Source organism: Actinoplanes ianthinogenes, assembly GCF_018324205.1.
Classification (GTDB): domain Bacteria; phylum Actinomycetota; class Actinomycetes; order Mycobacteriales; family Micromonosporaceae; genus Actinoplanes; species Actinoplanes ianthinogenes.
This window is the reverse complement of record NZ_AP023356.1, coordinates 1,006,582-1,030,962: the sequence shown is the minus strand read 5'-3', so window position 1 is coordinate 1,030,962 and position 24,381 is coordinate 1,006,582. Positions and strand designations below refer to the sequence as shown.

Sequence of the window (24,381 nt, the reverse complement as noted above, 5' to 3'; positions counted from 1 at the left end):
ACCACTTACGTCCCATAAATGATCATTGCAGGGCAGAAAGGGTTCGATGGGCCTTTTGCCGTAAATAACGGCGGCGACGATTGTTCACATGGCTCGGAGATGGGCCAGGACCAGGGGGTCGATGGCCCCGGGCACGATCCGCATTTCCAGGTTCTCGACACCGGCCCAGGATGCGAGCCCCTCGTCCAGGTCGGCGTGCGGGTGGCCGAGGGCGGCGAGCCGCTTGCGCACCTCGTCGGCGAGCGTGTCCGTCAACGGCAGCAACGTCTCCGGAGCGGGGCGCTCGAAATACAGCGTGTGCATCTCCAGGAGCCGGGCCAATTCGGTCACCGGATCCGGGTGGTCGTCCACGCGCAGGTCGACCAGAACGTCACTGGTCCCGCCGTACCCCAAGCCTTTGGCCACCACCAGCAACGCCGCACTCTGCCGCCCGCGCCGATCCCCGCCCGCCTGGTCTCCGGCGCGCAGCGCCGCGACCAGCCGATAGGCCAGCCGTGACTCGTCGGCGGACCCCAGCCACGCGTCGGTCATGTCCCCGACCACGGCCGGGCCGGCCAGCATGTTGCCCTGGATGGCATACCCCTCGCCGGCCGTCCCGCCGGCCCACTCGTGGCAGTCCGCGCCGGTGTAGGTCGCGCCCGGCCCGGTCGCACCGACCACGCCGACCTGCCGCTGCTCGACCTGCCCGGCGTCGCCGGCGATCAGCGCCCTGACCGCCTCCGGTGCGGCCACCCCGGTGCTCAGCAGCGCGAGGGCCTGCGGCCGATAGGCCAGGTTGGCGTAGGACTGGGTGGCCACCGCGCCCACGTCGGCCAGCGCGGCCGGCACCGCCGCGCCCACGCCGAGGAACTTGCTGGCCACCGCCACACCCAGGGCCGTGCCGTCGGCGGACCGGCCCACGATCGAGAACGTCATGGCGGCACGGTATCGCGGGTTGCGATCAAGCGAGGACGGGACTAACGTACAACCACATGGTTGTAGGTGAGAACGTTGAGGACGGCGCGGACCGCGTCTTCCACGCGCTTGCCGACCCGACCCGGCGCGACATCCTGGCCCGGGTGATCAGAGACGGACAGTCCGTCTCCGCCCTCGCCCAGCTTTACCCGATGAGTTTCGCGGCGGTGCAGAAACACGTCGCGATCCTGGAGCGGGCCGGCCTGGTCACCAAGGAGCGGCGCGGGCGGGAGCAGATCGTCCACGGCAGGCCGGACGCGCTGCGCAGCGTGGTCGGCGGGCTGGTGGACGCCTACGAGCGGATCTGGCAGCAGCGGGCCGACCGGATCGCACACATTTTGGAGGAGGGATCGTGACAGTCACCGAGACGGTCAAGGACACCGAGGCCTTGACCCTGACCTTCGTCACCGACTTCGCGGCGCCGGTCGAGCAGGTCTGGCAGGTCTGGGCGGATCCGCGCAAGCTGGAGCGCTGGTGGGGCCCGCCGACCTGGCCGGCCACCTTCACCCGCCACGAGTTCGTGGTCAGCGGCGCGGCGCGCTACCACATGACCGGCCCCGACGGGACCAAGGCGCACGGCTGGTGGACGATCACCACGATCGAGGCGCCGTTCCGGCTGGAGTTCGACGACGGGTTCGGCGACGACCAGGGCGAGCCGATCAAGGATGACCAGCCGGTGCACATCGTGGTCACCCTCGACGGGGCCGGCGGCAAGACCCGGATGACCGTGGTCAACCACTTCGCCGACGCCGCCCAGCTGGAGCGTCTGGTCACGATGGGCATGCAGGAGGGCATGCGGCTGGCTCTCGGTCAGATCGATCAGGTTCTTTCCAACAGCTGAGCCGGGGGTGTTGAGTGGGGGGATGACCCCACCGTTCCGGGCGGATCACGTCGGCAGCCTGCTCCGCCCGCCCCAGCTCCTCGACGCCCGCACCAAGCGCGCCACCGGCGAGATCGGCGCGGACGAGCTCCGCGCGATCGAGGACGACGCGATCCGGGATGTGGTCCGGATGCAGCGCGAGGTCGGACTGCGTTCGGCCACCGACGGCGAGTTCCGCCGCACCGCCTGGCACATGGACTTCATCTATCGCCTGGGCGGCATCCATCCGACCGACGAGAAGATCCAGGTCCATTTCCGCAATGCGGACGGGGAGCTGGACTTCGAGTCGGCGGCGCTCGCCGTCGACGCGCCGATCCGGCTCACCGAGACCATTTTCGGCGACGACTTCGCCTTTCTGAACGCGGTGAAGGACCCGGAGACGACGGCGAAACTGACCATTCCGTCGCCCAGCATGGTGCATTATCGGGGCGGCCGCGCGGCCATCGACCCGGCGGTCTATCCGGACCAGGAGCAGTTCTGGGCGGACCTGAGCGCCGCCTATGCCGAGCAGGTTCGCCGGGTCCACGAGCTGGGCTGCCGCTATCTGCAGCTGGACGACACCAGCCTGGCCTATCTCAACGATCCGGATCAGCGCCGGCTGCTCGCCGACCGCGGCGACGACGCCGAGCACCAGCACCTGCGATACATCAAGCAGATCAACGCGGCGATCGCCGACCGGCCGGCCGGCTTGCGGGTCACCACGCACATGTGCCGGGGCAACTTCCGCTCGTCCTGGGCGGCCGAGGGCGGTTACGACTTCGTCGCCGAGGCGCTTTTCAGCGAGCTGGCGGTGGACGGTTTCTTCCTGGAGTTCGACGACGAGCGGTCGGGCGGATTCGCGCCGCTGCGCTTCGTCCCGCCGGGCAAGATGGTCGTGCTCGGGCTGGTCACCACGAAACGCGGCACGCTCGAATCGAAGGACACCCTCAAACGGCGCATCGAGGAGGCCGCAAAACACGTTCCCCTCGACCAGATCTGCCTGAGCCCGCAATGCGGATTCTCCTCGACGGTCGAGGGGAATGCCCTGAGCTATGACGAGCAGGTGGCCAAATTGCGGCTGATCGTCGAGACCGCCGAGGAGATCTGGGGCTGATTCACCATTTTTCTTCACGCACGTCCGCGGTGGTGCGGATCGCATGCTCCCGCGCGGGCCGGGCCCGGCGATCTGGCCGCTGGCGCGTCCAGAGCGATCGCCGGCCCCTTCACTGTCCGCGGCTGGTTCCGGAGATCAAACCCCAGCTGGGCCTCAGCGCCCTATCCCGGTCCTGGATAGGGCCACCGGGGCCAGCCGGACACTTTTCGGCTGGGCCTCAGCGCCCTGGGCAGACGCGGGATCGGGCCAAGCCGCTTGACACCCATGGACATGGGATGTCTTCACTGCCCGCGGGTGGTTCCGGAGATCAAAACCGGCGTTGCAGGCCCGAGATCTCCCCGTCTGCGGGGCGCCCTCGCAGGCGTCAGGCAGCGGCGGCGACCCGGTCGCGGCCGGCGTTCTTCGCGGCGTACAGGGCGCGGTCGGCGGCGAGCACCAGCTCCTCGACGTCGCGCAGGGCGGGTACGCCGGCCGCTCCGATCGACACGGTGGCGTTGCACAGGACGCCGTCGGACACCGCGATCGGGGCGGCCGAGACGCCGCGGCGGATCCGCTCGGCGACCTCCATCGTCTCCTCGGGGGTGGCGCCGGGCAGCAGCATGGCGAACTCCTCGCCGCCGTACCGGGCCGCCAGGTCACCCGGGCGGACCAGCTGGCTGAGCCGGTGGGTGACCTCGATCAGCACCCGGTCCCCGCCGCCGTGCCCGTACGTGTCGTTCACCCGCTTGAAGTGGTCGATGTCGAGCAGCAGCAGGCCCAGCGGCTCGCCGTGCCGACCGGCCCGCTCCACCGCGTGGCGCAGCGTCTCCTCGAAATATCGCCGGCTGCGCAGCCCGGTCAGCCCGTCGGTGATGGCGGCCAGCCGCTGCGCCCGGACCAGGCCCGCCATCCGGGCCAGGACCAGCAGGAACAGCGCGTTGCAGGCGATCCCGGCGGCGATCACGTGCGGCTCGCCGCCGCGGGCGTACTGGACCAGGAGTGAGGTCGGCGCGGTGATCGCGGCGATCGCCAGCACGGTCAGCCGGGCCGGGGTGGCGTCCGGGGTGGTGACCTGGGACGGCGCGATCATCTTGGCCGCCGACGGGTGCAGCACGGCCGCGGCGAACAGGTAGCTGCCGGCGATCCAGATGGCGTCCAGGTAGTTCGCCGGCTGGTAGGTCCCGTTCAGCGACTGGATGGTGTACGCCGTGTCGGCGTACAGGCAGCAGGCCAGATAGCCGGCGATCAGGTAGAGCGACGGGCTGCGCGGACCGGCGCCGAGCACCAGCCGGGCGCCCACCATCATCAGCATCAGGTCGCCCAGCGGATAGGCGACGGACACCAACGTGGTCAGGTTTCCGCTGGTCACGTCGATGGTCGGGGCCACCAGGAACTCGTAGGTGAGGTAGCCCGCGCCGACCGCCACGATCGCCGCGTCGATGCCGCTGGCACCGTCCCAGCCGGGGGTGCGCCGCCGGACGATCATCAGCAGGCCGGCCGCCATCATCACGTAGGCGGCCAGGTAACCCACGTCGGCGATGCTCGGGTAGGCGACCTCGTCGTAGACCAGCGCGAGGATGTAGAACAGCAGGTCCGAGGCGACGCCGAAGCCGGCCGCGACGGCCAGCATCAGCATCACCGGGCGCAGGTCCCGGTTGCGCGCCGCGACCACCAGGCAGGCGGCGGCGAACCCGCCGTTCGCGCTGACGTAGAGCGCGACCTGGGCGCCGGGCCACAGGTCGTGCGCCGCCAGCCAGTAGTAGACCGCGATCACCACCGGGGCAGCGGCGAGCGCGAGTGTCCAGGCGGGCGGCCGTCGAGTCGTCACCCGGAAACTGTCGGACGCCGCGGGTCGCCGGGCCGGACCCGTGCGGTTGCGACTCAGGTGCCGGCCGCGTCCAGGACCTCGGCCAGGTGGGCCATCGGGTCGGGCAGGTCGCCGCGGAGAAAGTCCTCGTACCACACCCGGAACGCCGCGGTGGTGCAGCCGACCAGCAGCCGGCGCCGCCACTGGCCGGGCTCGCCGTCCGGGTGCCGGGCGTCGAGCAGGGCGGCGATGTCCGGCTCGGTCTCGGTGCGGACCACCGTCTGGGAGGCCTTCAGGTGGGTGGACTGCTGGGCCACCGTGCGCAGGGCGATCAACAGGTCCCGGTGCTCGACCACGTAGCGGGCCACCAGGACCATCGCCTCGCGCAGCACCTCCCGGTCGCTCAGTCCCGCGGCCGCGCCGGTCACGTACTCGGTGACGATCGTGGTCATCTGCCGGACCGGCTCGGCGACCACGTCCTCCTTGCCGGCGAAATACCGGTGGAAGGTGCGCGGGGCGATGTCCGCCGCGAGGCAGATGTCGCTGACCGTCACGTGGTCGTAACCACGCTCGATGAACAGCGTCCAGGCCGCCCGCACGGTGGCGATCCGGTTCTGCTCTCGCTTGCGGTCCCGAAGGTTGGTGATCCCCATCTCAAGCATTCTTCCTGACGCCGCCCGGTGCCCCTTTTCGTGGCAGGCTCTGCCTTGTGGCACAGTCTGCCACAACGCAGAAGGAGCCTTCATGTCCCAAGCCGCCGCTGTGACACAGTCCGAGGAGTCCGGCGCCACGCCGAGATCCTCCTGGACCGGCAAGCAGCTGATCGTCCTGCTGGTGATCGGCACCGCCGCGCTGATGGTGTCGCTCACCCAGTCCCTGCTGGTCCCGGTCATGTCCGAGCTGGGCGTCGACCTGCATGCGAGCAGCGACGGCATCGCCTGGCTGCTCACCTCGACGCTGCTGGTCGGCGCCGTCGCGGTGCCCGCCTTCGGCCGCCTCGGCGACCTGTTCGGCACCAAGCTGATGGTGCTCGTCTCGCTCGGCGCGCTGGTCCTCGGCTCGCTGGTCTGCGCGCTCTCCGACTCGCTCGCCCCGATGATCGTCGGCCGGTCGATCGTCGGCCTCGCGGTCGCCACCGTCCCGCTGAGCATCAGCCTGGTCGGCGTCACCCTGCCCCGCGAGCACTCGGCCGCCGGCATCGCCCTGATCAGCGCCATGCTCGGCGTCGGCGGCGCGCTCGGCCTGCCGCTCTCCGGCCTGATCGCGGAGTATGCGGACTATCACGTCCTGTTCTGGATCTGCGTGGTCGGCGGCCTCCTCGCCATCCCGGGCATCGTCGCCCTGGTGCCCAACCCGCCGCGGGCCGGCAAGGGCCGGATGGACTACTTCGGCACCGTCCTGCTCGGCGCCGCGATGCTCGCCCTGCTGCTCCCCCTCGCGCAGGGCTCGAAATGGGGCTGGAGCGACCCGCTCACCATCGGCCTGCTGGTCGCCGCCGCCGTGCTGCTGGTCGTCTTCGTCCTGGTCGAGTTGAAGCTGAAGTCCCCGCTGGTGGACGTGCGCACCACAGCCCGCCCGGCCCTGCTGCTCACCAACCTCGCCTCGCTGTTCGTCGGCTTCGCGCTGTTCGCCACCCTGATCGGCACGGCGACCTACGTGCAGATGCCGGCCGTCACCGGTTACGGATTCGGCAAGTCGGTCCTGGTCGGCGGACTCTGCATGCTGCCCGGCGGCATCATCATGCTGCTGCTCTCGCCGCTGTCGGCGAAACTGGCCCCGCGCACCGCGCTGATCATCGGTTCGCTGATCATCGCGCTCGGCTTCGGTTCCCGGATCCTCCTGACCGACAGCCTGTTCCAGGTGATCCTCGGCGCCACCATCGCGGGCGCCGGCACCGGCATCGCCTACGCCGCGATGCCCGGCCTCATCTCGCACGCCACCCCGCTCTCCGAGCTGGCCGCGGCGAACGGTCTGAACGCTCTGTTCCGCAGCGTCGGCAGTTCGCTGGCGAGCGCCATCGGCGGTGCGGTCCTGGCCGCGAAAACGATGAACCTCGGCGGCCACGAGCTGCCCACCCTGGGGGCCTACCAGCTGCTGTTCGCCCTCTGCGCCGGCGCGGCGGTGCTCGCCGCCGTGCTGGCGCTGATCATTCCGAAGCACTCGGCCACGGCTGACGCTGCGCTCCCGGACTAAGAGGACTACGCTCAGCGGGAAATGATGCGGTCGGTGGCCAAGCACCGGCCGCATCATCCATTCCCGGCCCAGGTCACCCCGGACGAGACCGCCGCGGTGCCGGAGCGCGACGGGCCACCCGCCGGCCCGGCGGCCGGCGGGTCGGCCGGGGGCTGCGCCGTTGTCGCGACCTCGGGACCGCCGGCCACGGCGGGGCGCCATCGCGACCGCTCGCTCGGGGGCGCGCTGCCCGGCGTACCGGAAATCGGTCGCGGCGTGCTGAAGGCCGCGTCGCCCACCGGGACCGTCTGCCCACCTCGCGCCTCTCGGCCGCGGCTGAAGGCCGCGTCGCCCACCGGTACCGTCTGCCCACCTCGCGCCTCCCGGCCGCGGCTGAAGACGAACGCTCGCTGGGCGAGGAAACCGGCGGCGAACAGCGTTGCCTCGGTGAGCGGTTTGGCCAGGACGAGCGAGCCCAGCAGGTCCGTCAGCCGGCCGAGGAGCAGGACGTTCGCGGTCAGCGACAGGGCGGCCAGGGCGGCGTAGCGTGGGGCGGCCCGGCGGTGCGGGACGCGATCGAAGACGGCGGTTCGGTTGATCGAGTAGTTGAGGGTCGCGCTGACCAGGCGGGCCGTCACCGCGGACAGGACGAGCTGACCGGTGACCGACACCAGGATCGCGAGCAGGGCGGCGTCGACGGCGAAGGCCAGCAGCGACGACGCGGCGAAGCCGAGCAGCGGGCCGTAGACGCGGGCCGAGTCGCGCAGCGGGCGGAAGTGTGACGAGCGGTTGCCGTCCAGGTAGACCGTGGCGATCTCGACCTGCTCGACGGTCAGGCGTTCGCGGGCCGCGCGCAGCAGGAGCCGCAGCTCATATTCGAAACGGTCGCCGGGCACCCGGCCCAGCCAGCCGAGCATCCGTGCCGGATAGCCGCGCAGCCCGGTCTGCGTGTCGGTCACCGCGATGCCCGTGACCAGCCGGAACAGCACGCGCGTCGCGGAGTTCCCGAACCTGCTGCGGACCGGCACCGTCCCGGTGAACCGGCGCACCCCGAGCACCATCGCGGCGCCCCCGGCACCGACCCGGGCCGCCACCGCCTCGATGTCCGCCGGCCGATGCTGGCCGTCACTGTCCGCGCAGACCACGTCGTGCCCGGGATGGTGGGCGGCCGCGTGCGCGAACCCGGCCCGCAGCGCGAAGCCCTTGCCGCGGTTCCGGTCCAGCGTGACCACCTCGGCGCCGGCCCGGCGTGCCCGGTCGAAGAACTCCGCGTACGCCGGACCGCTCCCGTCGTCCACGACCAGCACAGGGTGCCGGCCCAGCGCCCGGACCAGGTCGGCCAGCCGCCCGTCCGGCTGGTAGGCGGGGATCAGCACGAGCATCCCGATCACCCGGCCACGTAGAGGATGTCGCTGGTGCCGCGCTCCTGGCCCGTGCCGAGCGGGTTGTTCACCAGCGAGCCCCGGAAGACCATTGCCGACGACCCGCCGCCGTCGATGTTGTACGCCACCCGCGCGCCCCGATCCGCGAAGATCTGCGCGAACTCGGTCATCGAGACGCCCAGGCTGTACCCGCTGCTGCGCCCGTCCACCACCACCCAGAGCAGGTGGTTCTCCTCGATCAGCCCGACCCCGGTCCGCGGCTGGTTCCCCTGGATGGAGTGGTTGCCGAAGTTGGTGTCCACCTCCACCCGGTCGATCCCGCTGAGCACCTTGCCGTCCTCGACCAACCCCGGCCCGAACGACAGCGTGTTCCACACCCCGGCCGCGATCAGCTCGTCCGCACTGGTCGCCGTCTCGTCGTAGATTTTCGCGCTGCCGTCGGCGTAGAAAGCCAGCCCCTGCCGCGCCCCGGAGTCCCGGAACGTGACCCCGTTGCGGATCACGATCCCGGTGTCCCGGAACCCGTAGTAGTCCCCGTTGATCGCCAGCACCGCGTTCACGCTCTTCGCGATCGTCGACGGGTTGGCGGTGATGTTCTCGCCGAACTGATCGTTCGCGAACGCCGACCGCACGATGGTGGCGTCGGTGACCTGGACGTCGGCGACGAAATAGGTCACCTTGTCGCTGCCGGACCCGGTGCTCACGGTGCTGATCGTGATCGTCGCGGTGTCGCTGGTGTAGGACGTCGCGGTCGCCGTCCCGTCGCTCGCGGCCTGCGCCTCGACGACGTTGGCCGCGGTCAGCGCGGACGCGCCGGACACCTCGACGTGATCGATGACATAACGATTGAGCGCCCATCCGCCACCACCGGCGGCCGCGGCCAGAACGCCCAGGCCACCGCCCAGGAATCCGCGCCGGGAGAGTCGCTTCTTGGAGATGTTCTCACTGGTCACGAGCCGAGTGAAGCGGCGCTCCTTGTGCCGGAACTGTGTTGCGGCCGTCCACCCTCTGTCGACTACCGTCCGCCGCGTGGATCAGACACGACAGGCCTGGGAGGCCGTTTCCGGCAAGTACGAGGACGAGTCCGACGAGATCCTCGCCTTCGCGCTGAGCGAACGGGCGCTGTGGCCGGCCGAGCGGGAGCTGCTCGCCGAGATCCTGGCCGCCGCCCCGGACGTGGTCCATCCGCAGAGCGGCGACGGCGCCGACGACATCGCCCTCGCCAAGGCCGGGGCGCGCTCGGTGCTCGGCGTCGACTACAGCCCGCGGGCGGTGGCCGCCGCCCAGCGCCGCGCCGAGCAGGCCGGCCTGCCGGTCCGTTACCTGGTCGGCAAGCTGCCCGGCCTGCCGGTCCGCGACGCCAGCAGTGACCTCGTCTACACCGGCAAGGGCGCGCTGATCTGGATGCGCGACCTGGGCGCGTGGGCGCGTGATCTGCACCGGGTGCTGCGACCGGGCGGTCACCTGTTCATCTACGAGGGACATCCGGCCGTGCCGTTGTGGAGCTGGGACGAGGACGAGCCGCGGATCCGCCCGGACCGCAGCTACTTCACCCGTTCGTTCGTCAACGACACGTTCCCGGCCAACGGCGCCGTCGAGTCGCAGTGGACGCTCGGCGAGATCGTCACCACGCTGATCGGCGCCGGCTTCACCATCGAGCACCTGGCCGAGTACGCGGAGCCGTTCTGGCGCTGGGGCGACCTGCAGGCCGCGGCCTGGTCGGGCCGCCTCCCGAACGCCTTCTCCCTGCTGGCCCGACGCTGATCTGCTACCTTTCCGGCGCAGATGTCATTGAAAGTAAGGAATGTAGTGCGACGTATTCACGGGGTCATCGTTCCGTCCGTCCTGGCCGTCCTGGCCCTCACGGCCTGCGACCCGGCACCCAAGTCCGAAGCCGCCCCCGCGGCGAGCGCTCCGGCGGCCGCACCCACCACGGAGGCCGCACCCACCACGGAGGCCGCGGCCACCGTCGACGCCGCCACCAAGAAGGCCTGCACCCAGCTGCTCAAGGCGGTCGACGACACGGTCAAGAAGGCGGCCGACGCCGAGAAGATCGGGCCGCCGGCCGGATACATTGCGGTGTCGGCCCAGTACATCGCGGGCGCCACCGCGATGACCGCTTACGCGATCGGCGCGAACGAGACGGTGTCCGCGGCGGCCGGCAAGGTCGAGGCGGCCATGGACGAGCTCGACAAGGCCTGGAACGAGAACCCGAAGAAGGCCCCGAGCAAGGCGGACCTGAACGCCGCGATCAAGGACCTCAAGGCGGCCTGCGCCGCCTGACCCGGAACGGGCCGGCCGTGCGTGCCGGCCGGCCCGCGCCGGGAAGTCGGGGGAGCGGCGAACACTCCCGGGCTCGCAGGGCAGAATCGGGGGATGCAGCGGGCACGGGTGGATCACGGCGTGGTCAGCGGGACGTTCAGCCTCGACGGGCAGACCTTCGACGTCGACAACAACGTCTGGGTCGTCGGTGACGACACCGAGTGCGTGGTGATCGACGCCCCGCACGACGTCGACGCCATCCTCGCGATCGTCGGCGACCGCCGGGTCACCGCGATCGTCTGCACCCACGCCCACGACGACCACGTCCGGGTCGCCCCGGCCCTGCGCGAGCGCACCGGCGCGCCGATCCTGCTGCACCCGGCCGAGCTGCCGCTCTGGGAGCTCACCCACGGCCCCGGCACCACCTGGGACAAGGACCTGTCCGACGGCGACCGCGTCGAGGTGGCCGGGATCGGCCTGACCGTCCTGCACACCCCGGGCCACGCCCCGGGCGCCGTCTGCCTCTACGCCCCGGAGCTGGGCTGCGTCTTCACCGGCGACACCCTGTTCCAGGGCGGCCCGGGCGCGACCGGCCGCTCCTACTCCGACGGCGACCTGATCGTCACCTCGATCCGGGCGAAGCTGTTCCCGCTGCCCGGCGGCACCGTGGTCCACACCGGCCACGGCCCGGACACCACGATCGCCGCCGAGCACGCCGCTCTGGGTTCCTAGCCGTCGACGGTCACCACGCCCGGATTGGCCAGCAGGTACTGCGGGATCCGGTCGGTGGCCACCGCGGTGAAGAACGGGGTCACCCGGGCCGGGAGCTGTTCGCCGCGGTACAGGCCGTTCTCGAACAGCGGGCCGCCGGGCAGGCCGAGGCCGGTCATGGCGTTGAGGTGCATGTCCCTGAGCGAGGCGGCCCACTCGGCGAGGCTGTGACCACCGCCGATGAAGGTCAGTGAGTCGCCGATCGCGGTGGTGGTCCGGAACAGGCCGTCCGGGGTGCTGAGGACCGTCCGCTTCAGCTTCTTGGCCAGGGCTTTCAGGAACTGGCGCTGGTGCCGCTGCCGGTCGTAGTCGGAGCGGGGCAGGCCATAGCGCTGCCGGACGAAGTCGAGCGCCTGCCACGGCTGGAGGTGCACCGGTTTGTCGCTTTTCGGGTAGACCTTCTGCGGGCCGACGTAGGGCCGGTGGCAGTTGTCGTGCCCGGGGCACTCGGGCAGCCGGTCACGCGGCGTGCCGTCCGGTTTGCGGTGCTCGGAGACGACCGTCTGGTCGATCGGCATCGACAGCCCGCCGACCGCCTCGACCATCTTGGTGAAGCCGCCGAAGTTGAGCACCGCCCCCGCGTCGAACTTCCGGATCCCGGTGACGTTCCCGACGGTCTGGGCGAGCAGTTCGAAGCCCTGCGCGGCGCTGTACCGATCCCCGCCGAGCCGGCTGCCCAGCCCCATCGCCGCGTTGATCTTGCTGCGCTGCGCGGGCGTCCCGGACTTCGCGAACGCCGGGATCGTGACCACGAGATCCCGCGGGATGGAGAAGAGGAAGATCCCGTGCCGGTCCGCCGGGATGTGCGCCACGACGATCGAGTCGGCCAGCGGGGCGGTGTGATCGTTGCGCGGGTCGATGCCGACGAGCAGCAGATTCAGCGGTCCGGCGATCGTGCCGGCCGCCGCTGGACTGCTGAAACCCGGCGCCGCCTGCCCGGCGATGAGGGCCGGTGCGAGCAGCAGGCTGCCGGCGGCGACTCCGAGCCGCGCCCAGAACGGCGCACGGCGTTTCGCGATCCGACCCACGTTGTCTCCTGATATCCGCTTTTGTCGGGCCTGGGGATAGTCGCACGGCACGCGCCGCGCTGGGCCGCGGTTATTCAGGATCAACACCCGATTTGTGTACGACCAAAGCGGTCCCGCCCCGCAATCAGAACCCGCCGCACAGCCAAACCCCGGCTGGCCCCCAGGGCCCTTTCTCGGGCTCGGGTAGGGCGGCCAGGGCCAGCCGGACGGGGTGGATCTGGGCGGGTCGTCGGGCTGCGGTGACCAGCGGCTGCGTGGTCTGGTGCGGGTGAGGGCCGCTCTGCGTTGTGGCGGAGCGGCCCTTGGCGTTTCGGGATCAGCGGGGGCCGTGGCCGCCGCCGCCGAAGCCGTTGCCGCCGGCGGCGGCCTGGTTGGCGGTTACCGTGGCGATCTTGGTGGCTGCGGTGAGCGAACCGGAAGCGGACAGGCCGCCGGTGCTCGTGCCGGCCGCGGTGCCGCCGGTGTGGACGGTGTAGGTCGCGCCGCTCTTGATCTTCGAAGAGGAGAAGACGACGTTCTGGACGCTCTTGCCGGTGACGTAGGAGGCGACCAGATTCCCGTCACTGTCGGCGATCTGGATCGTGGTGCCGGCCGCCACCGCGCTGTCCAGCGTCGCGGAGAGCCAGCCCTGCTCGGAGTCGGTGTCCGGCGAGACCACCATGCCCGCGCTGCCCGCCGCCAGCAGGGTCCCGCCACTGATCGTGAAGGTGCCGTTCACGTCGAGCGCCCCGTTCCCGTTGCCCTCCGGGCCGTTCACGACCACGGTGCCGCCGGTGATCGACGCCGTCCCGTTGGAGTCCAGCCCGTCGCCGCCGGCGTCGACGATCAGCGTGCCGCCGTTCACCGTCCACTTGTACGGCCCGACCTCCTCGCCGCCGCCGCCGAAGCCCCGCCCGCCACCTGTGCCGGACCCGCCGGCCGCGTTGACGCCGTCGTCGCTGGAGTGCACGTGCACGGTGCCCGAGTTGAGGACGAAGTCGGCCGCCTCCAGCCCCTCGTTCGCCGTGGTCACGTCCAGCGTGCCACCGTCGACGATCTGCTGCCCCTCGGCGTGCACGCCGTCGTCGCCGCTGGCCACGGTCACCTTCGCGCCGGTGAAGTGGACCGCGCCGTCGCTGTGGATCGCGTCGTCGGCCGCGTCGACCGTCGTCGTGCCACCCTCCAGCACGGTGATCACCCCGGACTTCAGACCCTTCGCCGAGGCGTCGCCGGCGACCTTGCCGGTGTGCCCGCCACCCGCCTTGACGGTCAGGTCGCCGCCGGTCAGCACGATGTCGGTGGCCGCGTCCACCCCGTCACCCGTCGCCGTCAGCGTCACCGTCCCTCCGGTGACCGCCACGTATCCGGAGTCGGCGTCCTCGGTGTTGTCCGCCTTGATCCCGTCGCCGCCCGCGGTGACCGTGATCGTCCCGCCGTTCACCACCGCGTAGTCCCTGCCGCGGATCCCGTCGTCCTTCGCGGTCACGGTGACCGTCCCGGACTGGATCACCAGGCCGTCCTTCGAGGTGATCCCGTCGTTGCCGTTGCCGGTCACCGTCAGCGACCCGTCGCCGGTGATGCTCAGGTCGCCGGCGCTGAACAGGGTCGCGTTCACGTCCGCGTCGGCGGCGTAGGACGAGGCGTCGGACAGCGTGTTGCTGGTCCCGTCGGCCAGTACGACGACCAGCGAGTCCACCGCGGTGGCGGCGATCGCGGCCGTGGTCGCGCTGCTGATCGACGCGTTGTCCAGGATCAGCGTGACGGCGGCGCCGGCGGCGTCCACCACGATCTGCCCGTCGCGCAGCGTCCCGGTGATCCGGTAGGTCCCGGCCTTGGTGATCGTCACCGTGGAGCCGTCCACCGTGACGCCGTCCGCGCTGCTGGTGGCCGAGTTGCCGGAGAGCGTGACGGCCGAGGCGCCGGCGGTGGCGACGTCACCGGCGGCGGTCACCTTCTTGTTGGCGGCGAGCACGGTGGCGGCCTTCTGGGTGCCGTCGACGGTGCCGGCCGCGGCGGTGGCGGTGGCCGCCTCGGCGGCGGTCGAGCCGGTGCCGCCGGAGCAGCCGGCGAGCAGGACGACCGCCAGCGCGGCCGAGCTGACGGCGGCGACGAACTTCTTACGCAGTCTCATGGCGGTTCCTCAGGGAGAAGTGGCGGTGCAGGATCGGGTGCCAGCGGTTGGCGGGGAGTTCGGGGCGCAGGGCGGCGAGGCCGGTGGCGTACTTGGAGATCGAGGCGGGGCGGTGCCGGAGCCGCCAGAGCAGGCGGTCCACCTCCGAGACACCGCCGCCCGACTTGGTCTCCAGGACCACGTGGCCCGGCATGCCGAGCGTGGCGCCGTCCGGGAGCGACCAGGTGAGGTCGGTGTCGACGGTCACCCGGCTGCCGCATCCGGGCAGGTAGAGCGTGTGCCTGCGGTATCCGGTGGCGAGCACCGGCTGAAACGTGTGACCGTCCGGGGAGATGTGGGCGCCGGTCAGGACGTGGTCCAGGTGGGCTCGGCCCGCAGGGCCTAGATCGTGACCGCTTCCGTCGTACGGAAATCGGGTCTTGATCGTGGTCCCGCGGGAACCGCGGGTTTTGATTTCGACGAAGCGGGCGCCGGTGTCGAGGTAGGTGCGGATCCGGACCTTGAAGCGCCGGCGCCGGCGATGGGCCGCGCCGAGATAGCTGTCCAGGCGCTCGGTGTCGAAGTAGACCGAGCGGTAGCCGAAGTCACGGCGGCCGTCGATCTCCAGCACCCGGGCGTCGCGTGGCAGCCGGGCCAGCAGGTCCGGGAGCAGCGAGGCGGGCAGCAGGTACTTGCGGTCGACCCGGGTGAGCAGCTCGGCGTCGGCGACCAGGTGGTCCAGGGAGATCGGGGCGAACGTGGCGATCATGCGACCGGCACCCGTGCGGCGCGGCCGGCCGGCGCCAGGTAGCGGACCTCGGCCAGGGTGCTGTCGTTGACCAGGTCCACCTGCTTGATCGACAGGTTGACCACGGTCCCGCCGAGCACCCGCTCCAGGTGGGCACGCAGCGCGGTCTCGTCGGCGTGCGCGGTGTCCAGGCGGATCGTCTGGTGGCGGTATCGGCGGAACAGGCCGGGGTGGTCGCCGATCCAGAGCGCCGCGATGATCAGGACCATCAGCGCGCCGGTGATCGGGTCGAGCCCGCCCAGGCCGGTGATCAGGCCCAGCGCGAGCGCCGCGAAGTAGTAGGCGACCTCGTGCTGGGTGATCTCGTCGGAGCGCAGCCGGATGATCGACAGCACGCCGAACAGGCCGAGGCCCAGGCCGGCACCGACGTTCTCGGCGCCGAGCACGGTCGACACGGCGAGCACGCCGATGTTCACGCCCAGGAACGCGGCGACCAGATCGCGCCGGTGGTGCCGGGGGAAGTAGACGCCGAACGTGAGGAGGCCGATCGCCACGAGGTCCGCGGCAGCGGCAAACAGAGCGTTCACGAGGTTTCCTTCAGGCGGGGTTCAGGTGGTGTTTCCCCATTCAGGGATCGCCGCCTGGGTGGAACCTGTGGGTGCTCTGTCGCGCCTCTGAGAGCCGTTCCTCTTAGCGATTCCTTACGTTTCCGGTGGTCCAGGTCTTAGGCACGGTGCCGAATCTTGGGGGCATGACAGCGACTCGCACCCCGCGTTTCTCCGCCGACCTCGGTGGCTCGGCGGCAGCGCTCAGCCTGCTGGTCGTGGTGGCGCTCTGGGTGAGCGACGGCGGCGTGCAGCAGCTGGGCTCTCTCGACGCGTGGGGGCGGCTGACCGGACTGGTCGCCGCCGACCTGATGCTCGTCCAGGTGCTGCTGATGGCCCGGATCCCGCTGGTGGAGCGGGCCTTCGGGCAGGACCGGCTGGCGCGGTGGCACCGGTGGACCGGGTTCAGCTCGTTCTGGCTGATGGTCGTGCACATCGTGACGGTCACCGGGCTGCTCACCGAGCTGTGGGACCAGATCGTGAACTATCCCGGGATGCTGCTCGCCACCGCGGGGACGCTCGCGCTGACCATGGTGGTGGTGACGTCGATCCGGGCGGCCCGGCGGAAGCTTCGGTACGAGTCGTGGCACCTGCTGCACCTCTATGCCTACCTCGGCGTCGGGCTGGCGTTGCCGCACCAGCTGTGGACCGGGACGGACTTCGCCGGGTCGCCGGTGGCGCGGGCGTACTGGTGGACGCTGTACGTGGTGTCGGCGGGGGCGGTGCTGGCGTACCGGGTCGGGCTGCCGGCCTGGCGCAACTGGCGGCACCGGCTGGTGGTGACCCGGGTGGTGCCGGAAGGACCCGGGCTGACCTCGGTGTACCTGACCGGGCGGCGGCTCGGCGAGCTGCCGGTGCGGGCCGGGCAGTTCTTCCAGTGGCGGTTCCTGGACGGGGCCGGGTGGAGCCGGGCCAACCCGTACTCGCTCTCCGCGACCCCGCACGGCGACCGGCTCCGGATCACCGTGAAGAACCTCGGGGACGGCAGCTCCCGGGTGGCAACGCTCCGGCCCGGGACCAGGGTGCTGGTCGAGGGGCCGTACGGGAAGCTGACCGGGGAGAGCTACGCCGGTGGGCCGGTGGTGCTGGTGGCCTGCGGGATCGGGGTGACGCCGCTGCTGTCGCTGCTCGGCGAGCTGCCGTATCAGCCGGGCGAGGCGACCCTGATCTATCGGGCACGCACCGAGGCGGAGCTGGCCTTCCGGTCCGAGCTGGAGTGGTTCGCGCGGCACCGCGGGGTGCGGGTGGTGACCCTGCTCGGGCCGCGCGCCGAGGGGTCCTCCTGGCTGCCGGGCAGTCTGGCCGGGCAGGGGGACGCTGCCACGTTGCGGCAGATCGTGCCCCAGGTCGCCACCGCCCATCTGTACGTCTGCGGGCCGGAGGCCTGGGCCGAGTCGGTGCGGGGTGCCGCGCTCGAGGCCGGGGTCGCCGCCGATCGCCTGCACACCGAACTCTTCTCCTGGTAAGGAATCCGATGCGTCGTATCACCCTGTGGATGCTGTCCACCGTTGCCGTCCTGGTGCTGCTGTTCAGCTATCGGACCAGCACGAACAGTGCCGCGCCGGCCGCGGCCGCGGTCGCTGCCACCACCGGCGGCGGGAAGACCTACACCGGTTCCGCGGTGTCGACCCGGTGGGGTGACGTTCAGGTCGCCATCACCGTCGCGGACGGGAGGATCACCAGCGTCTCGGTGCCGGTGTACCCCAACGAGAACGGCCGTGACCAGCAGATCAACGCGCGGGCCATCCCGGCCCTCGTGCAGGAGACGCTGGACGCGCAGAGCGCCGACATCGACACGGTCTCCGGCGCCACCGTCACCAGTGACGGGTATCTCCAGTCGCTCCAGTCCGCGCTCGACGCGGCCCACCTCAGCTGATTGTTGTCGGAGGGGGCTGGCAGGGTGGAGGGCATGCGGATCCTGGTGGTGGAGGACGACGCGGCGGTGCGCGACTCGCTCGCGCGCACGCTGCGCTTCGAGGGATATCAGGTGGAGATCGCGGTCGACGGGGTGCAGGCCCTCGACGCGGTCCGGGCCGGCGAGCCGGACGCGGTGATCCTCGACGTCAGCATGCCCCGGCTGGACGGGCTGGAGACGTGCCGCCGGCTGCGCGGCGACGGCGTCTTCCTGCCGGTGCTGATGCTGACCGCCCGCGACAGTGTCGGCGACCGGGTCGCCGGCCTGGACGCCGGCGCCGACGACTACCTGGTGAAACCGTTTGCCCTCCAGGAGCTGCTGGCCCGGATCCGGGCGCTGCTGCGCCGGTCGGCGCTGACCGCGCCGGCCGACACGACCCCCGGCGAGGCGTCGGCGGGCGAGTGGCTGGTGTTCTCTGACGTACGCCTCAATCCCCGCACCCGGGAGGTCGAGCGCGGCGGCCGTGCCCTGCGGCTGACCCGCACCGAGTTCGACATCCTCGAGGCGTTCCTGCGCCATCCGCGGCAGGTGCTCAGCCGGGCCGCGCTGTTCGAGCAGGTCTGGGGTTACGACTTCGGCGAGGGCTCCAACAGCCTGCACGTCTACCTGGGATATCTGCGGCGCAAGCTGGAGTCGGAGGGCGAGCCGCGGCTGCTGCACACCGTGCGCGGGGTCGGCTTCGTGTTGCGAGAGGAGCCGTTGTGAGGTTTGGGCCGGCGCGGTGGTGGCGGGCGCGCACCCTGCACGCGCGGCTGTCGCTGCTGGTCACGGTGGCGGTCGGGGCGGCCATGGTGGTCGTCGCCGGTGGCGCCTGGGTGGCGGTGCGGGAGATCCAGCGGCACCAGGTGGCGCTGGAGCTGCGCAGCGACGCCACGTCCATCGCGGCGAACCCGGACCAGTGGCTGGCGACGGAGTCCTCGCGCACCCGCGAGCAGCCCGGCGAGGACGCCGGCGGTTACGGCGGCCACGGTGACGGGGACGGCGGGCACGGGCCGGGCCGGGACGGCGGGAAACACGGCGAGATCGGCCCGTGCTGGCAGATCCTCGACGCCACCGGCGCACCGGCCGGCGGCAGCCGCACCACGCTGCCGGTGACCGACACCGCCAGGCAGATCGCCTCCGGCGCCTCGCCGCGTCCGGCGCAGGAGCGGATCACGCTCGGCCCGGACGACTACCTGATGCTGACCGTGCCCCTCACCGGCGGCGGCGCGGTCCAGGTCGGCATGGACTCCGACCCCAGCGAGCGGGTGCTCGCCGCGTTCGCGCTCCTGCTCGCGCTCGGGTGCGCGGCCGGGATCGCCGGGGCGGCCTTCCTCGGGCGCACCGTCGCCCGGGCCGGCCTGGCCCCGGTCGAGCGGCTCACCTCGGCCGTCGAGGACGTCGCCGTCACCCAGGACCTGGACCAGCCGATCGACGTGCACGGCGACGACGAGATCGCCCGGCTCGGCCGCTCGGTGAACGCGATGCTCGCCGCCATCGACGCGTCCCGCCGCGCCCAGCGCACCCTGGTCGAGGACGCCGGGCACGAGCTGCGGACGCCGCTGACGAGCATCCGGACCAACGTGGAGCTGCTCCTGGAGCTGGAGCGCCGCCCCGAGCTGGCGCACCGGCTGCCCCCGGAGGAGCGGGCCAAGCTGCTCGCCGACCTGGACGCCCAGGTGCGCGAGCTGGCCACGCTCACCACCGAGCTGGTCGAGCTGTCCCGCGAGGAGGCGACCCTCGAGGCGATCGAGCCGGTCGACCTCGCCGACGTGGTGTCCGCGGCCGTGTCCCGGGTCCGCATCCGTGCCCCCGGCCTCACCTACGACACGTCCCTGGAGCCGGCCACCGTCCACGGCCGCCCCGGCGAGCTGGAGCGCATGGTGGTGAACGTGCTGGACAACGCGGCGAAATGGAGCCCACCGGGCGCCACCGTCCGGATCGCGCTGGCCGGCGCGGAGCCGGGGTGGGCCCAGCTCACGGTCACCGACAGCGGTCCGGGCATCGCGGAGGAGGACCTGCCGTTCGTCTTCGACCGCTTCTACCGCGCCACGGCCGCCCGCTCCATGCCCGGCTCCGGTCTCGGCCTCGCCATCGTCGCCCAGACCGCCGCCCAGCACGGCGGCACGGTCGCCGCCGCCCCGGCCGAGACCGGTGGCACGGTGATGACGATCCGCCTGCCCGTGTGATCGCTACTAAGGCCTGTCATGGAACAGGCCTTAAGCCGGGCCGAGGTGCTCCATGGAGCGCAAGGCCGCGATGACGCTGGCGATGTGGTCGCGCATGGCTGCTTCGGCCGCTTTCTGGTCGCGGTCGCGGATCGCCGCGATGATGCGTTGGTGCTGCGGGAGGGAGGTCTGTGGGCGGCCCGGGAGCAGGGACAGCATGTACTGGTGGCGGACCAGCTGGCCGCGCAGGGTCTCGACGATGCGGTCGGCGGTCTGGTGGCCGGCGATCTGGCGGACCAGGGCGTGCAGGCGGACGTTGAGGTCGCTGTACCGCCGATATTCTCCCGCCTCGACGGCGCGGCGCATCAGCACGCCGATCTCGTCGAGCTCGGTGGCCTGCTCGGGCTGGACCCGCTCGGCGGCGCGGGCCGCGATCAGGCCCTCCACCACCATCCGGACCTCGGTGATCTCGACGGCCTCGGCCAGCGACACCTTGCGCACCTGGGCGCCCCGGTTGCGCTGCACCTCGACCAGGCCCTCGGCGGTCAGATCCTGCAGGGCCGCGCGGACGGTGAACCGGCTCGCCTGCAACCGCTCGCAGAGCTGGGCCTCGACCAGGCGCTCGCCCGGCAGGTACACACCGCGCAGGATGGCGTCGCGCAGGGTGTCGCGGGCCTGGGCCGCCGTGCTGGGGGCGGAGACTCGCGCCGCCCGCCGATCGGTGTCGTGCTCAGACGCCATCGGTTACTCGTCGTCTTCCTGTCGATGCCGGTGCCGGACCTCTCATCATGCCGGAGCGGTGCCGATGCCCGGCAAGGAGCAGGGTGCCGAGGCGTTACGGTTTCGCCCGAGCGCGTACGACCTGACGGAGGCGAGAAAGTGATGGCTGACGAGACCATCGGGATCGTGGGAGCCGGCATCGTCGGCCTGGCGATCGGCCGGGAGATCACCCTCCGGCGGCCGGGCACCAGGGTGGTCGTCCTGGAGAAGGAGGACGCGGTCGCCCGGCACCAGACCGGGCACAACTCCGGGGTGGTGCACGCCGGCATCTACTACACGCCGGGCAGTCTCAAGGCGCGGCTCTGCTCGCGGGGGCGGTCGCTGATCAAGGAGTACTGCCAGGAGCGGAAGATCGCGTACGACGAGTGCGGCAAGCTGGTCGTGGCGGTCCGGGCCGACGAGATGGGCCGGCTGGACGACCTGGAGAAGCGGGCGCACCAGAACAACGTGCCCGGCCTGCGCCGGGTCGACCCGGCCGGCATCCGGGAGATCGAGCCGCACGCCGCCGGCCTCGCCGCGCTGCACTCGCCGGAGACGGCGATCACCGACTTCCCGGGCATCGCGCGGGCCTTCGCCGACGACATCATCGCGGCCGGCGGAGAGGTCCGCCTCAACTGGCCGGTCTCGTCCATCGTTCCGGGGCCCTCCAAGATCGACGTCGTCTCCGGCGAGCGTCGCCTGGCGGTCGACCGGCTGATCATCTGCGCCGGTATCCAGAGCGACCGGGTCGCCAAGCTCGCCGGCGACCAGCAGGAACCGATCATCATCCCGTTCCGGGGCGAGTACATGCGGGTCAAGCCGGCCAAGGCCGACATGGTCCGCGGCATGATCTACCCGGTCCCGGACCCGCGCTACCCGTTCCTCGGCGTGCACTTCACCCGCCGGGTCACCGGCGTGGTCGAGGTCGGCCCGAACGCGGTGCTGGCCACGGCGCGCGAGGGCTACCGGCGCTCGCACCTCTCCCTTCCCGACCTGGCCGCGCTGGCCGCCTGGCCGGGCGCCTGGCGGATGGCGAGGCAGCACTGGCGTACCGGGATCAAGGAGGTGCGCGGCTCGCTCTCCAAGCGCCGGTACATGGTCGAGGCCATGCGGTACGTCCCGGAGATCGGCGCGGCCGACGTGGTCCGGGCCGGTGCGGGCGTGCGAGCCCAGGCGCTGGACCGGGACGGCAGTCTGGTCGACGACTTCCGCATCCACCGGATGGGCGCCGTCACGGCCGTCCGCAATGCCCCCTCACCGGCGGCGACGTCGTCCCTGGCGATCGCCGAGCACGTGGTGTCCGCGATCTTCGACTGACGCGTTCGTGCGAGGAACCGATGGCACGTCGCGGACTCCTCTTACCGCCTCACAAGGGGCCCAGGACGTCGCCGCGGCGCATGCCGGCGGTGGCGGGGGTGCTCGACTCGCCGCCTCGGGTGAGCAGCACGTCGCGGAAGAGGATCGGGTACGTGTGCAGGCTTCTCAGGAGCGCGACGGGGTTGCCGGCGGCGTCGTCCAGAGTTGCCCGGTTCTGCGCCTGGATGTGCAGGTGAGGCTGGTCGGTGTTGCCGGAGTTGCCGACCAGCGCGAGCTGCTGGCCGGCGCGTAACCGGTCGCCCACGGCGACGCGGACACTGCCGTGCTGGAGGTGGCAGAGCGCGAGGGAGCGCCCGGCGCCGATGTCGATGACGAGGTGGTTGCCCGCCTGGTGCCGGTTGTCGACCGTACCGATGCGCTGGTCGGGCAGGTCGTTGACCACCTCGGTCACCACGCCGTCGGCCGGGGCCAGAACCGGATCACCGAAGATGTGGTAGTCGCTCAAGGCGGCGCTGTCGCCCGCGTACGTGCGATCGCCGACGACCTGGACGATGTCCGCGGCGTCACGCTGCGTCGAGATGACGACGTGATAGTTGGTCAGCTCGGCCTGGCCGCCTTGGATGACGTAACCGGGCTCCGCCAACGGAAACGCGATCGTCACGGGATCGGCAGGCGGCCGGTAGACGGTGACGAGCTGGACGACAAGGAACACCGACCCGGCCAGGACGGCCACGTTGCCGGCCGGCCGGACCCGGCGTAGGGGTACCAGCGCGAGAACCACCAGCACCACGAGTCCGGTGCAGTAGGCGACCAGGAAGGCGTGGTACCCGGCCGGGGTGAAGTCCAGGCGCAGGGCGTCGAACGTGCCGGGGAGCATCGCCGCAGCGAGCAGTCCACTCAGCACGGTGTAGTTGAGCAGCTGAAGCAGCCGGGCGGACCGGCCGGGCCCATGCCGGAACACGGGCTCGACTCGTCCCCGTACGGCGTGCCGTACGCGCGCGACGGCGAGCAGGACAGGCAGCACCAGCACGACCGCTGCCAGGGCGAGGAAGCTCTGCCCGATGGAGCCGTACCAGAACGCGACGGTGACCACCGGCGTCAACGCCAGGACCAGGCTGCGACGGGTCAGCACGGCCCGGCCCGGCGGCAACGTGTCGATGGCGCCGGTGGACTCGGCCAGCGCCAGCGGCAGCGCGAGAGCGGCGACCGCGCACAGCGTGACCACCAGGGTGTACTGCTGCACCCCGAACACCGTCACGAGCGGCACCAGCAGTTGAGGCTGGAAGGCCACCACCGCGACGGCGGCCAGCACGGCGATTCCGATGATCACGTTGCGCGCACCCGGCCGGATCGACCGGGCGGCCGGCCCGGTATCCGGTGGTGTACCGGCGGCGAGCAGCAGTCCGGCGATCGGGATCGCGTACCCGATCGGCAACCCGCCGAGGGGGATGAGCGCGACGGCCAGCGCGGCGGCGGCCAGGGCGAGGACCACGCGTTCCCGGCGGCGAGAGGACCGGCCGCGGGGCGGACCACTGCTTGCGGAAACGATGTCAGCCATGACGGTTCCTTTCCGTCATCCTGCTCAGTCTCCTCGGCGGCAGTCCGCGCCGGATCCTCCGGACGGGCCATAGGGAACGTACTGATGACCGTCTGTCTCTGCCGCTCGATCTCGATCTTTCAGACGGCCGCCGTGGCGCGTTTGCGGGGGATCACCAGCGGCGTGCCCGTCTCCGGGTCGTCGATCACGCGGCAGGGGAGGCCGAAGACCTCCTCGACCAGGTCCGCGGTGAGGACCTCACCCGGCTTGCCGGCCTTGGCCACCCTGCCGCCGCGCATGGCGATCAGGTGGGTGGCATAGCGGGCCGCGTGGTTCAGGTCGTGCAGGACGGCGACCAGCGTGCGGCCCTGGCGTTCGTGAAGTTCGGCGCAGAGGTCCAGCACCTCGATCTGGTGGGCGATGTCCAGGAACGTGGTCGGCTCGTCGAGCAGCAGCAGCGGGGTCTGCTGGGCCAGGGCCATGGCGATCCAGACACGCTGGCGCTGGCCGCCGGAGAGTTCGTCGACATTCCGGTCGGCCAGGTCGCCCACGCCGGTGGCGGCCATCGACTCGGTGACCACCCGCTCGTCCTCCGTGGACCAGCGGCGCAGGATGCCCTGGTGGGGGTAACGGCCGCGGGCGACCAGCTCGGAGACCGAGATGCCGTCCGGGGCGACGGAGGACTGCGGCAGCAGGCCGAGCGTTTTCGCTACGGTACGTGTGGGCAACGAGTGCACGTCGTTCCCGTCCAGCAGCACCGTCCCCGCCGTCGGCTTGAGCAGCCGGGACAGCGCCCGCAGCAGCGTCGACTTGCCGCACGCGTTCGGTCCGATGATCACGGTGAACGAGCCGTCCGGGATCTCGACGCTCAGCTCCTCCGCGATGACCCGCTTGTCATATGCCAGAGTCATCCCGGTGCCGCTCAGTCGGCTCATG

At 71.5% G+C, this 24,381-nt stretch carries 24 protein-coding genes; 12 read left to right on the top strand and 12 right to left on the bottom strand.

The genetic code is table 11. The features are described 5' to 3' along the window. Window positions 1–84 precede the first annotated feature (84 nt). On the bottom strand, window positions 85–915 hold the full coding sequence (locus Aiant_RS04735) for a DUF1028 domain-containing protein (protein ID WP_189331123.1): 831 nt from the start codon (window positions 913–915) through the stop codon (window positions 85–87). 56 nt (window positions 916–971) lie between these two features. Here Aiant_RS04735 and Aiant_RS04730 point away from each other — a divergent pair, with 56 nt between their 5' ends. The 3 genes from Aiant_RS04730 to Aiant_RS04720 are packed head-to-tail and all read left to right on the top strand — an operon-like array spanning window position 972 to window position 2,927. Next, window positions 972–1,310 (top strand): ArsR/SmtB family transcription factor, encoded by a 339-nt coding sequence (locus tag Aiant_RS04730; protein WP_189331122.1) that lies wholly within the window; start codon window positions 972–974, stop codon window positions 1,308–1,310. Continuing rightward, window positions 1,307–1,795 carry an SRPBCC family protein gene (locus Aiant_RS04725; protein WP_189331121.1) on the top strand — a complete coding sequence of 163 codons (489 nt, stop codon included), beginning with the start codon at window positions 1,307–1,309 and terminating at the stop codon, window positions 1,793–1,795. The genes Aiant_RS04730 and Aiant_RS04725 overlap by 4 nt, the downstream gene beginning before the upstream one ends. Window positions 1,796–1,817: 22 nt before the next feature. After that, the gene (locus Aiant_RS04720) at window positions 1,818–2,927 is read left to right on the top strand and encodes a 5-methyltetrahydropteroyltriglutamate--homocysteine S-methyltransferase (protein ID WP_189331120.1); all 1,110 of its coding nucleotides are present in this window, start codon (window positions 1,818–1,820) and stop codon (window positions 2,925–2,927) included. 364 nt (window positions 2,928–3,291) lie between these two features. Here Aiant_RS04720 and Aiant_RS04715 read toward each other — a convergent pair whose 3' ends face one another. Further along, complete coding sequence (locus Aiant_RS04715; RefSeq protein WP_189331119.1) at window positions 3,292–4,734, bottom strand: GGDEF domain-containing protein; 1,443 nt, start codon at window positions 4,732–4,734, stop codon at window positions 3,292–3,294. Between the two features lie 53 nt (window positions 4,735–4,787). Beyond that, complete coding sequence (locus Aiant_RS04710) at window positions 4,788–5,366, bottom strand: TetR/AcrR family transcriptional regulator (RefSeq protein ID WP_189331118.1); 579 nt, start codon at window positions 5,364–5,366, stop codon at window positions 4,788–4,790. A 91-nt stretch (window positions 5,367–5,457) separates the two neighbouring features. Between Aiant_RS04710 and Aiant_RS04705 the strand changes: the two genes are divergently transcribed. Next, a complete protein-coding gene (locus tag Aiant_RS04705; RefSeq protein WP_189331117.1) occupies window positions 5,458–6,906 on the top strand; it encodes an MFS transporter in 1,449 nt (482 codons plus the stop codon). A gap of 53 nt (window positions 6,907–6,959) precedes the next feature. On the opposite strand, the gene Aiant_RS04700 is transcribed toward Aiant_RS04705, so the two are convergent. Both Aiant_RS04700 and Aiant_RS04695 read right to left on the bottom strand, forming a co-directional pair. Next, on the bottom strand, window positions 6,960–8,267 hold the full coding sequence (locus Aiant_RS04700) for a GtrA family protein (RefSeq protein ID WP_189331116.1): 1,308 nt from the start codon (window positions 8,265–8,267) through the stop codon (window positions 6,960–6,962). 5 nt (window positions 8,268–8,272) lie between these two features. After that, window positions 8,273–9,220, bottom strand: coding sequence for a phosphodiester glycosidase family protein (locus Aiant_RS04695; RefSeq protein WP_189331115.1), 948 nt, complete (start codon window positions 9,218–9,220; stop codon window positions 8,273–8,275). A gap of 76 nt (window positions 9,221–9,296) precedes the next feature. On the opposite strand from Aiant_RS04695, the gene Aiant_RS04690 reads away from it, so the two are divergent. The 3 genes from Aiant_RS04690 (at window position 9,297) to Aiant_RS04680 (ending at window position 11,261) form a co-directional block, all read left to right on the top strand. Beyond that, window positions 9,297–10,031, top strand: a complete 735-nt coding sequence (locus Aiant_RS04690) for a class I SAM-dependent methyltransferase (protein ID WP_212846953.1) — start codon at window positions 9,297–9,299, stop codon at window positions 10,029–10,031. A gap of 45 nt (window positions 10,032–10,076) precedes the next feature. Then, a complete protein-coding gene (locus Aiant_RS04685) occupies window positions 10,077–10,550 on the top strand; it encodes a hypothetical protein (RefSeq protein ID WP_229830093.1) in 474 nt (157 codons plus the stop codon). A 93-nt stretch (window positions 10,551–10,643) separates the two neighbouring features. Continuing rightward, window positions 10,644–11,261: an MBL fold metallo-hydrolase gene (locus tag Aiant_RS04680; RefSeq protein ID WP_189331114.1), complete on the top strand. Its 618-nt coding sequence runs from the start codon at window positions 10,644–10,646 to the stop codon at window positions 11,259–11,261. On the opposite strand, the gene Aiant_RS04675 is transcribed toward Aiant_RS04680, so the two are convergent. The 4 genes from Aiant_RS04675 to Aiant_RS04660 form a co-directional block, all read right to left on the bottom strand. Next, complete coding sequence (locus tag Aiant_RS04675; RefSeq protein WP_189331113.1) at window positions 11,258–12,328, bottom strand: LCP family protein; 1,071 nt, start codon at window positions 12,326–12,328, stop codon at window positions 11,258–11,260. The two genes, Aiant_RS04680 and Aiant_RS04675, sit on opposite strands and share 4 nt — an antisense overlap. Window positions 12,329–12,644: 316 nt before the next feature. Then, a complete protein-coding gene (locus Aiant_RS04670; RefSeq protein WP_189331112.1) occupies window positions 12,645–14,438 on the bottom strand; it encodes a carbohydrate-binding domain-containing protein in 1,794 nt (597 codons plus the stop codon). Continuing rightward, window positions 14,425–15,186, bottom strand: a complete 762-nt coding sequence (locus tag Aiant_RS04665; protein ID WP_189331111.1) for a polyphosphate polymerase domain-containing protein — start codon at window positions 15,184–15,186, stop codon at window positions 14,425–14,427. Before Aiant_RS04665 ends, Aiant_RS04670 begins: the two co-directional genes overlap by 14 nt. Then, window positions 15,183–15,752, bottom strand: coding sequence for a DUF4956 domain-containing protein (locus Aiant_RS04660; RefSeq protein ID WP_189331110.1), 570 nt, complete (start codon window positions 15,750–15,752; stop codon window positions 15,183–15,185). Before Aiant_RS04660 ends, Aiant_RS04665 begins: the two co-directional genes overlap by 4 nt. A gap of 164 nt (window positions 15,753–15,916) precedes the next feature. Here Aiant_RS04660 and Aiant_RS04655 point away from each other — a divergent pair, with 164 nt between their 5' ends. The 4 genes from Aiant_RS04655 to Aiant_RS04640 are packed head-to-tail and all read left to right on the top strand — an operon-like array spanning window position 15,917 to window position 19,853. Further along, entirely contained in the window at window positions 15,917–17,236 is a 1,320-nt protein-coding gene (locus tag Aiant_RS04655; RefSeq protein WP_189331109.1) for a ferredoxin reductase family protein, read from the top strand. A gap of 8 nt (window positions 17,237–17,244) precedes the next feature. After that, window positions 17,245–17,646, top strand: coding sequence for an FMN-binding protein (locus tag Aiant_RS04650; protein ID WP_189331108.1), 402 nt, complete (start codon window positions 17,245–17,247; stop codon window positions 17,644–17,646). 33 nt (window positions 17,647–17,679) lie between these two features. Then, on the top strand, window positions 17,680–18,390 hold the full coding sequence (locus tag Aiant_RS04645; RefSeq protein WP_189331107.1) for a response regulator transcription factor: 711 nt from the start codon (window positions 17,680–17,682) through the stop codon (window positions 18,388–18,390). Further along, a complete protein-coding gene (locus tag Aiant_RS04640; RefSeq protein ID WP_189331106.1) occupies window positions 18,387–19,853 on the top strand; it encodes a HAMP domain-containing sensor histidine kinase in 1,467 nt (488 codons plus the stop codon). Before Aiant_RS04645 ends, Aiant_RS04640 begins: the two co-directional genes overlap by 4 nt. A gap of 30 nt (window positions 19,854–19,883) precedes the next feature. On the opposite strand, the gene Aiant_RS04635 is transcribed toward Aiant_RS04640, so the two are convergent. Beyond that, window positions 19,884–20,573: a GntR family transcriptional regulator gene (locus Aiant_RS04635; protein ID WP_189331105.1), complete on the bottom strand. Its 690-nt coding sequence runs from the start codon at window positions 20,571–20,573 to the stop codon at window positions 19,884–19,886. 141 nt (window positions 20,574–20,714) lie between these two features. Here Aiant_RS04635 and lhgO point away from each other — a divergent pair, with 141 nt between their 5' ends. After that, window positions 20,715–21,908, top strand: a complete 1,194-nt coding sequence (gene lhgO, locus Aiant_RS04630; protein ID WP_189331104.1) for an L-2-hydroxyglutarate oxidase — start codon at window positions 20,715–20,717, stop codon at window positions 21,906–21,908. A 49-nt stretch (window positions 21,909–21,957) separates the two neighbouring features. Here the strand turns inward: lhgO and Aiant_RS04625 are convergent, their stop codons facing one another. Continuing rightward, window positions 21,958–23,466 carry a M23 family metallopeptidase gene (locus Aiant_RS04625; RefSeq protein ID WP_189331103.1) on the bottom strand — a complete coding sequence of 503 codons (1,509 nt, stop codon included), beginning with the start codon at window positions 23,464–23,466 and terminating at the stop codon, window positions 21,958–21,960. 119 nt (window positions 23,467–23,585) lie between these two features. Beyond that, complete coding sequence (locus Aiant_RS04620) at window positions 23,586–24,380, bottom strand: ABC transporter ATP-binding protein (protein ID WP_189331102.1); 795 nt, start codon at window positions 24,378–24,380, stop codon at window positions 23,586–23,588. Window position 24,381: the final 1 nt, after the last annotated feature.

Excerpts from the sequence above, each read along its gene's own strand:
- Aiant_RS04700 (WP_189331116.1), bottom strand. The coding sequence starts at position 8,267 with ATGCTCGTGCTGATCCCCGCCTACCAGCCGGACGGGCGGCTGGCCGAC.
- Aiant_RS04680 (WP_189331114.1), top strand. The coding sequence starts at position 10,644 with ATGCAGCGGGCACGGGTGGATCACGGCGTGGTCAGCGGGACGTTCAGC.
- Aiant_RS04620 (WP_189331102.1), bottom strand. The coding sequence starts at position 24,380 with ATGAGCCGACTGAGCGGCACCGGGATGACTCTGGCATATGACAAGCGG.
- Aiant_RS04705 (WP_189331117.1), top strand. The coding sequence starts at position 5,458 with ATGTCCCAAGCCGCCGCTGTGACACAGTCCGAGGAGTCCGGCGCCACG.
- Aiant_RS04730 (WP_189331122.1), top strand. The coding sequence starts at position 972 with ATGGTTGTAGGTGAGAACGTTGAGGACGGCGCGGACCGCGTCTTCCAC.
- lhgO (WP_189331104.1), top strand. The coding sequence starts at position 20,715 with ATGGCTGACGAGACCATCGGGATCGTGGGAGCCGGCATCGTCGGCCTG.
- Aiant_RS04720 (WP_189331120.1), top strand. The coding sequence starts at position 1,818 with ATGACCCCACCGTTCCGGGCGGATCACGTCGGCAGCCTGCTCCGCCCG.
- Aiant_RS04645 (WP_189331107.1), top strand. The coding sequence starts at position 17,680 with ATGCGGATCCTGGTGGTGGAGGACGACGCGGCGGTGCGCGACTCGCTC.
- Aiant_RS04665 (WP_189331111.1), bottom strand. The coding sequence starts at position 15,186 with ATGATCGCCACGTTCGCCCCGATCTCCCTGGACCACCTGGTCGCCGAC.
- Aiant_RS04650 (WP_189331108.1), top strand. The coding sequence starts at position 17,245 with ATGCGTCGTATCACCCTGTGGATGCTGTCCACCGTTGCCGTCCTGGTG.
- Aiant_RS04710 (WP_189331118.1), bottom strand. The coding sequence starts at position 5,366 with ATGGGGATCACCAACCTTCGGGACCGCAAGCGAGAGCAGAACCGGATC.
- Aiant_RS04735 (WP_189331123.1), bottom strand. The coding sequence starts at position 915 with ATGACGTTCTCGATCGTGGGCCGGTCCGCCGACGGCACGGCCCTGGGT.
- Aiant_RS04655 (WP_189331109.1), top strand. The coding sequence starts at position 15,917 with ATGACAGCGACTCGCACCCCGCGTTTCTCCGCCGACCTCGGTGGCTCG.
- Aiant_RS04670 (WP_189331112.1), bottom strand. The coding sequence starts at position 14,438 with ATGAGACTGCGTAAGAAGTTCGTCGCCGCCGTCAGCTCGGCCGCGCTG.
- Aiant_RS04635 (WP_189331105.1), bottom strand. The coding sequence starts at position 20,573 with ATGGCGTCTGAGCACGACACCGATCGGCGGGCGGCGCGAGTCTCCGCC.
- Aiant_RS04625 (WP_189331103.1), bottom strand. The coding sequence starts at position 23,466 with ATGGCTGACATCGTTTCCGCAAGCAGTGGTCCGCCCCGCGGCCGGTCC.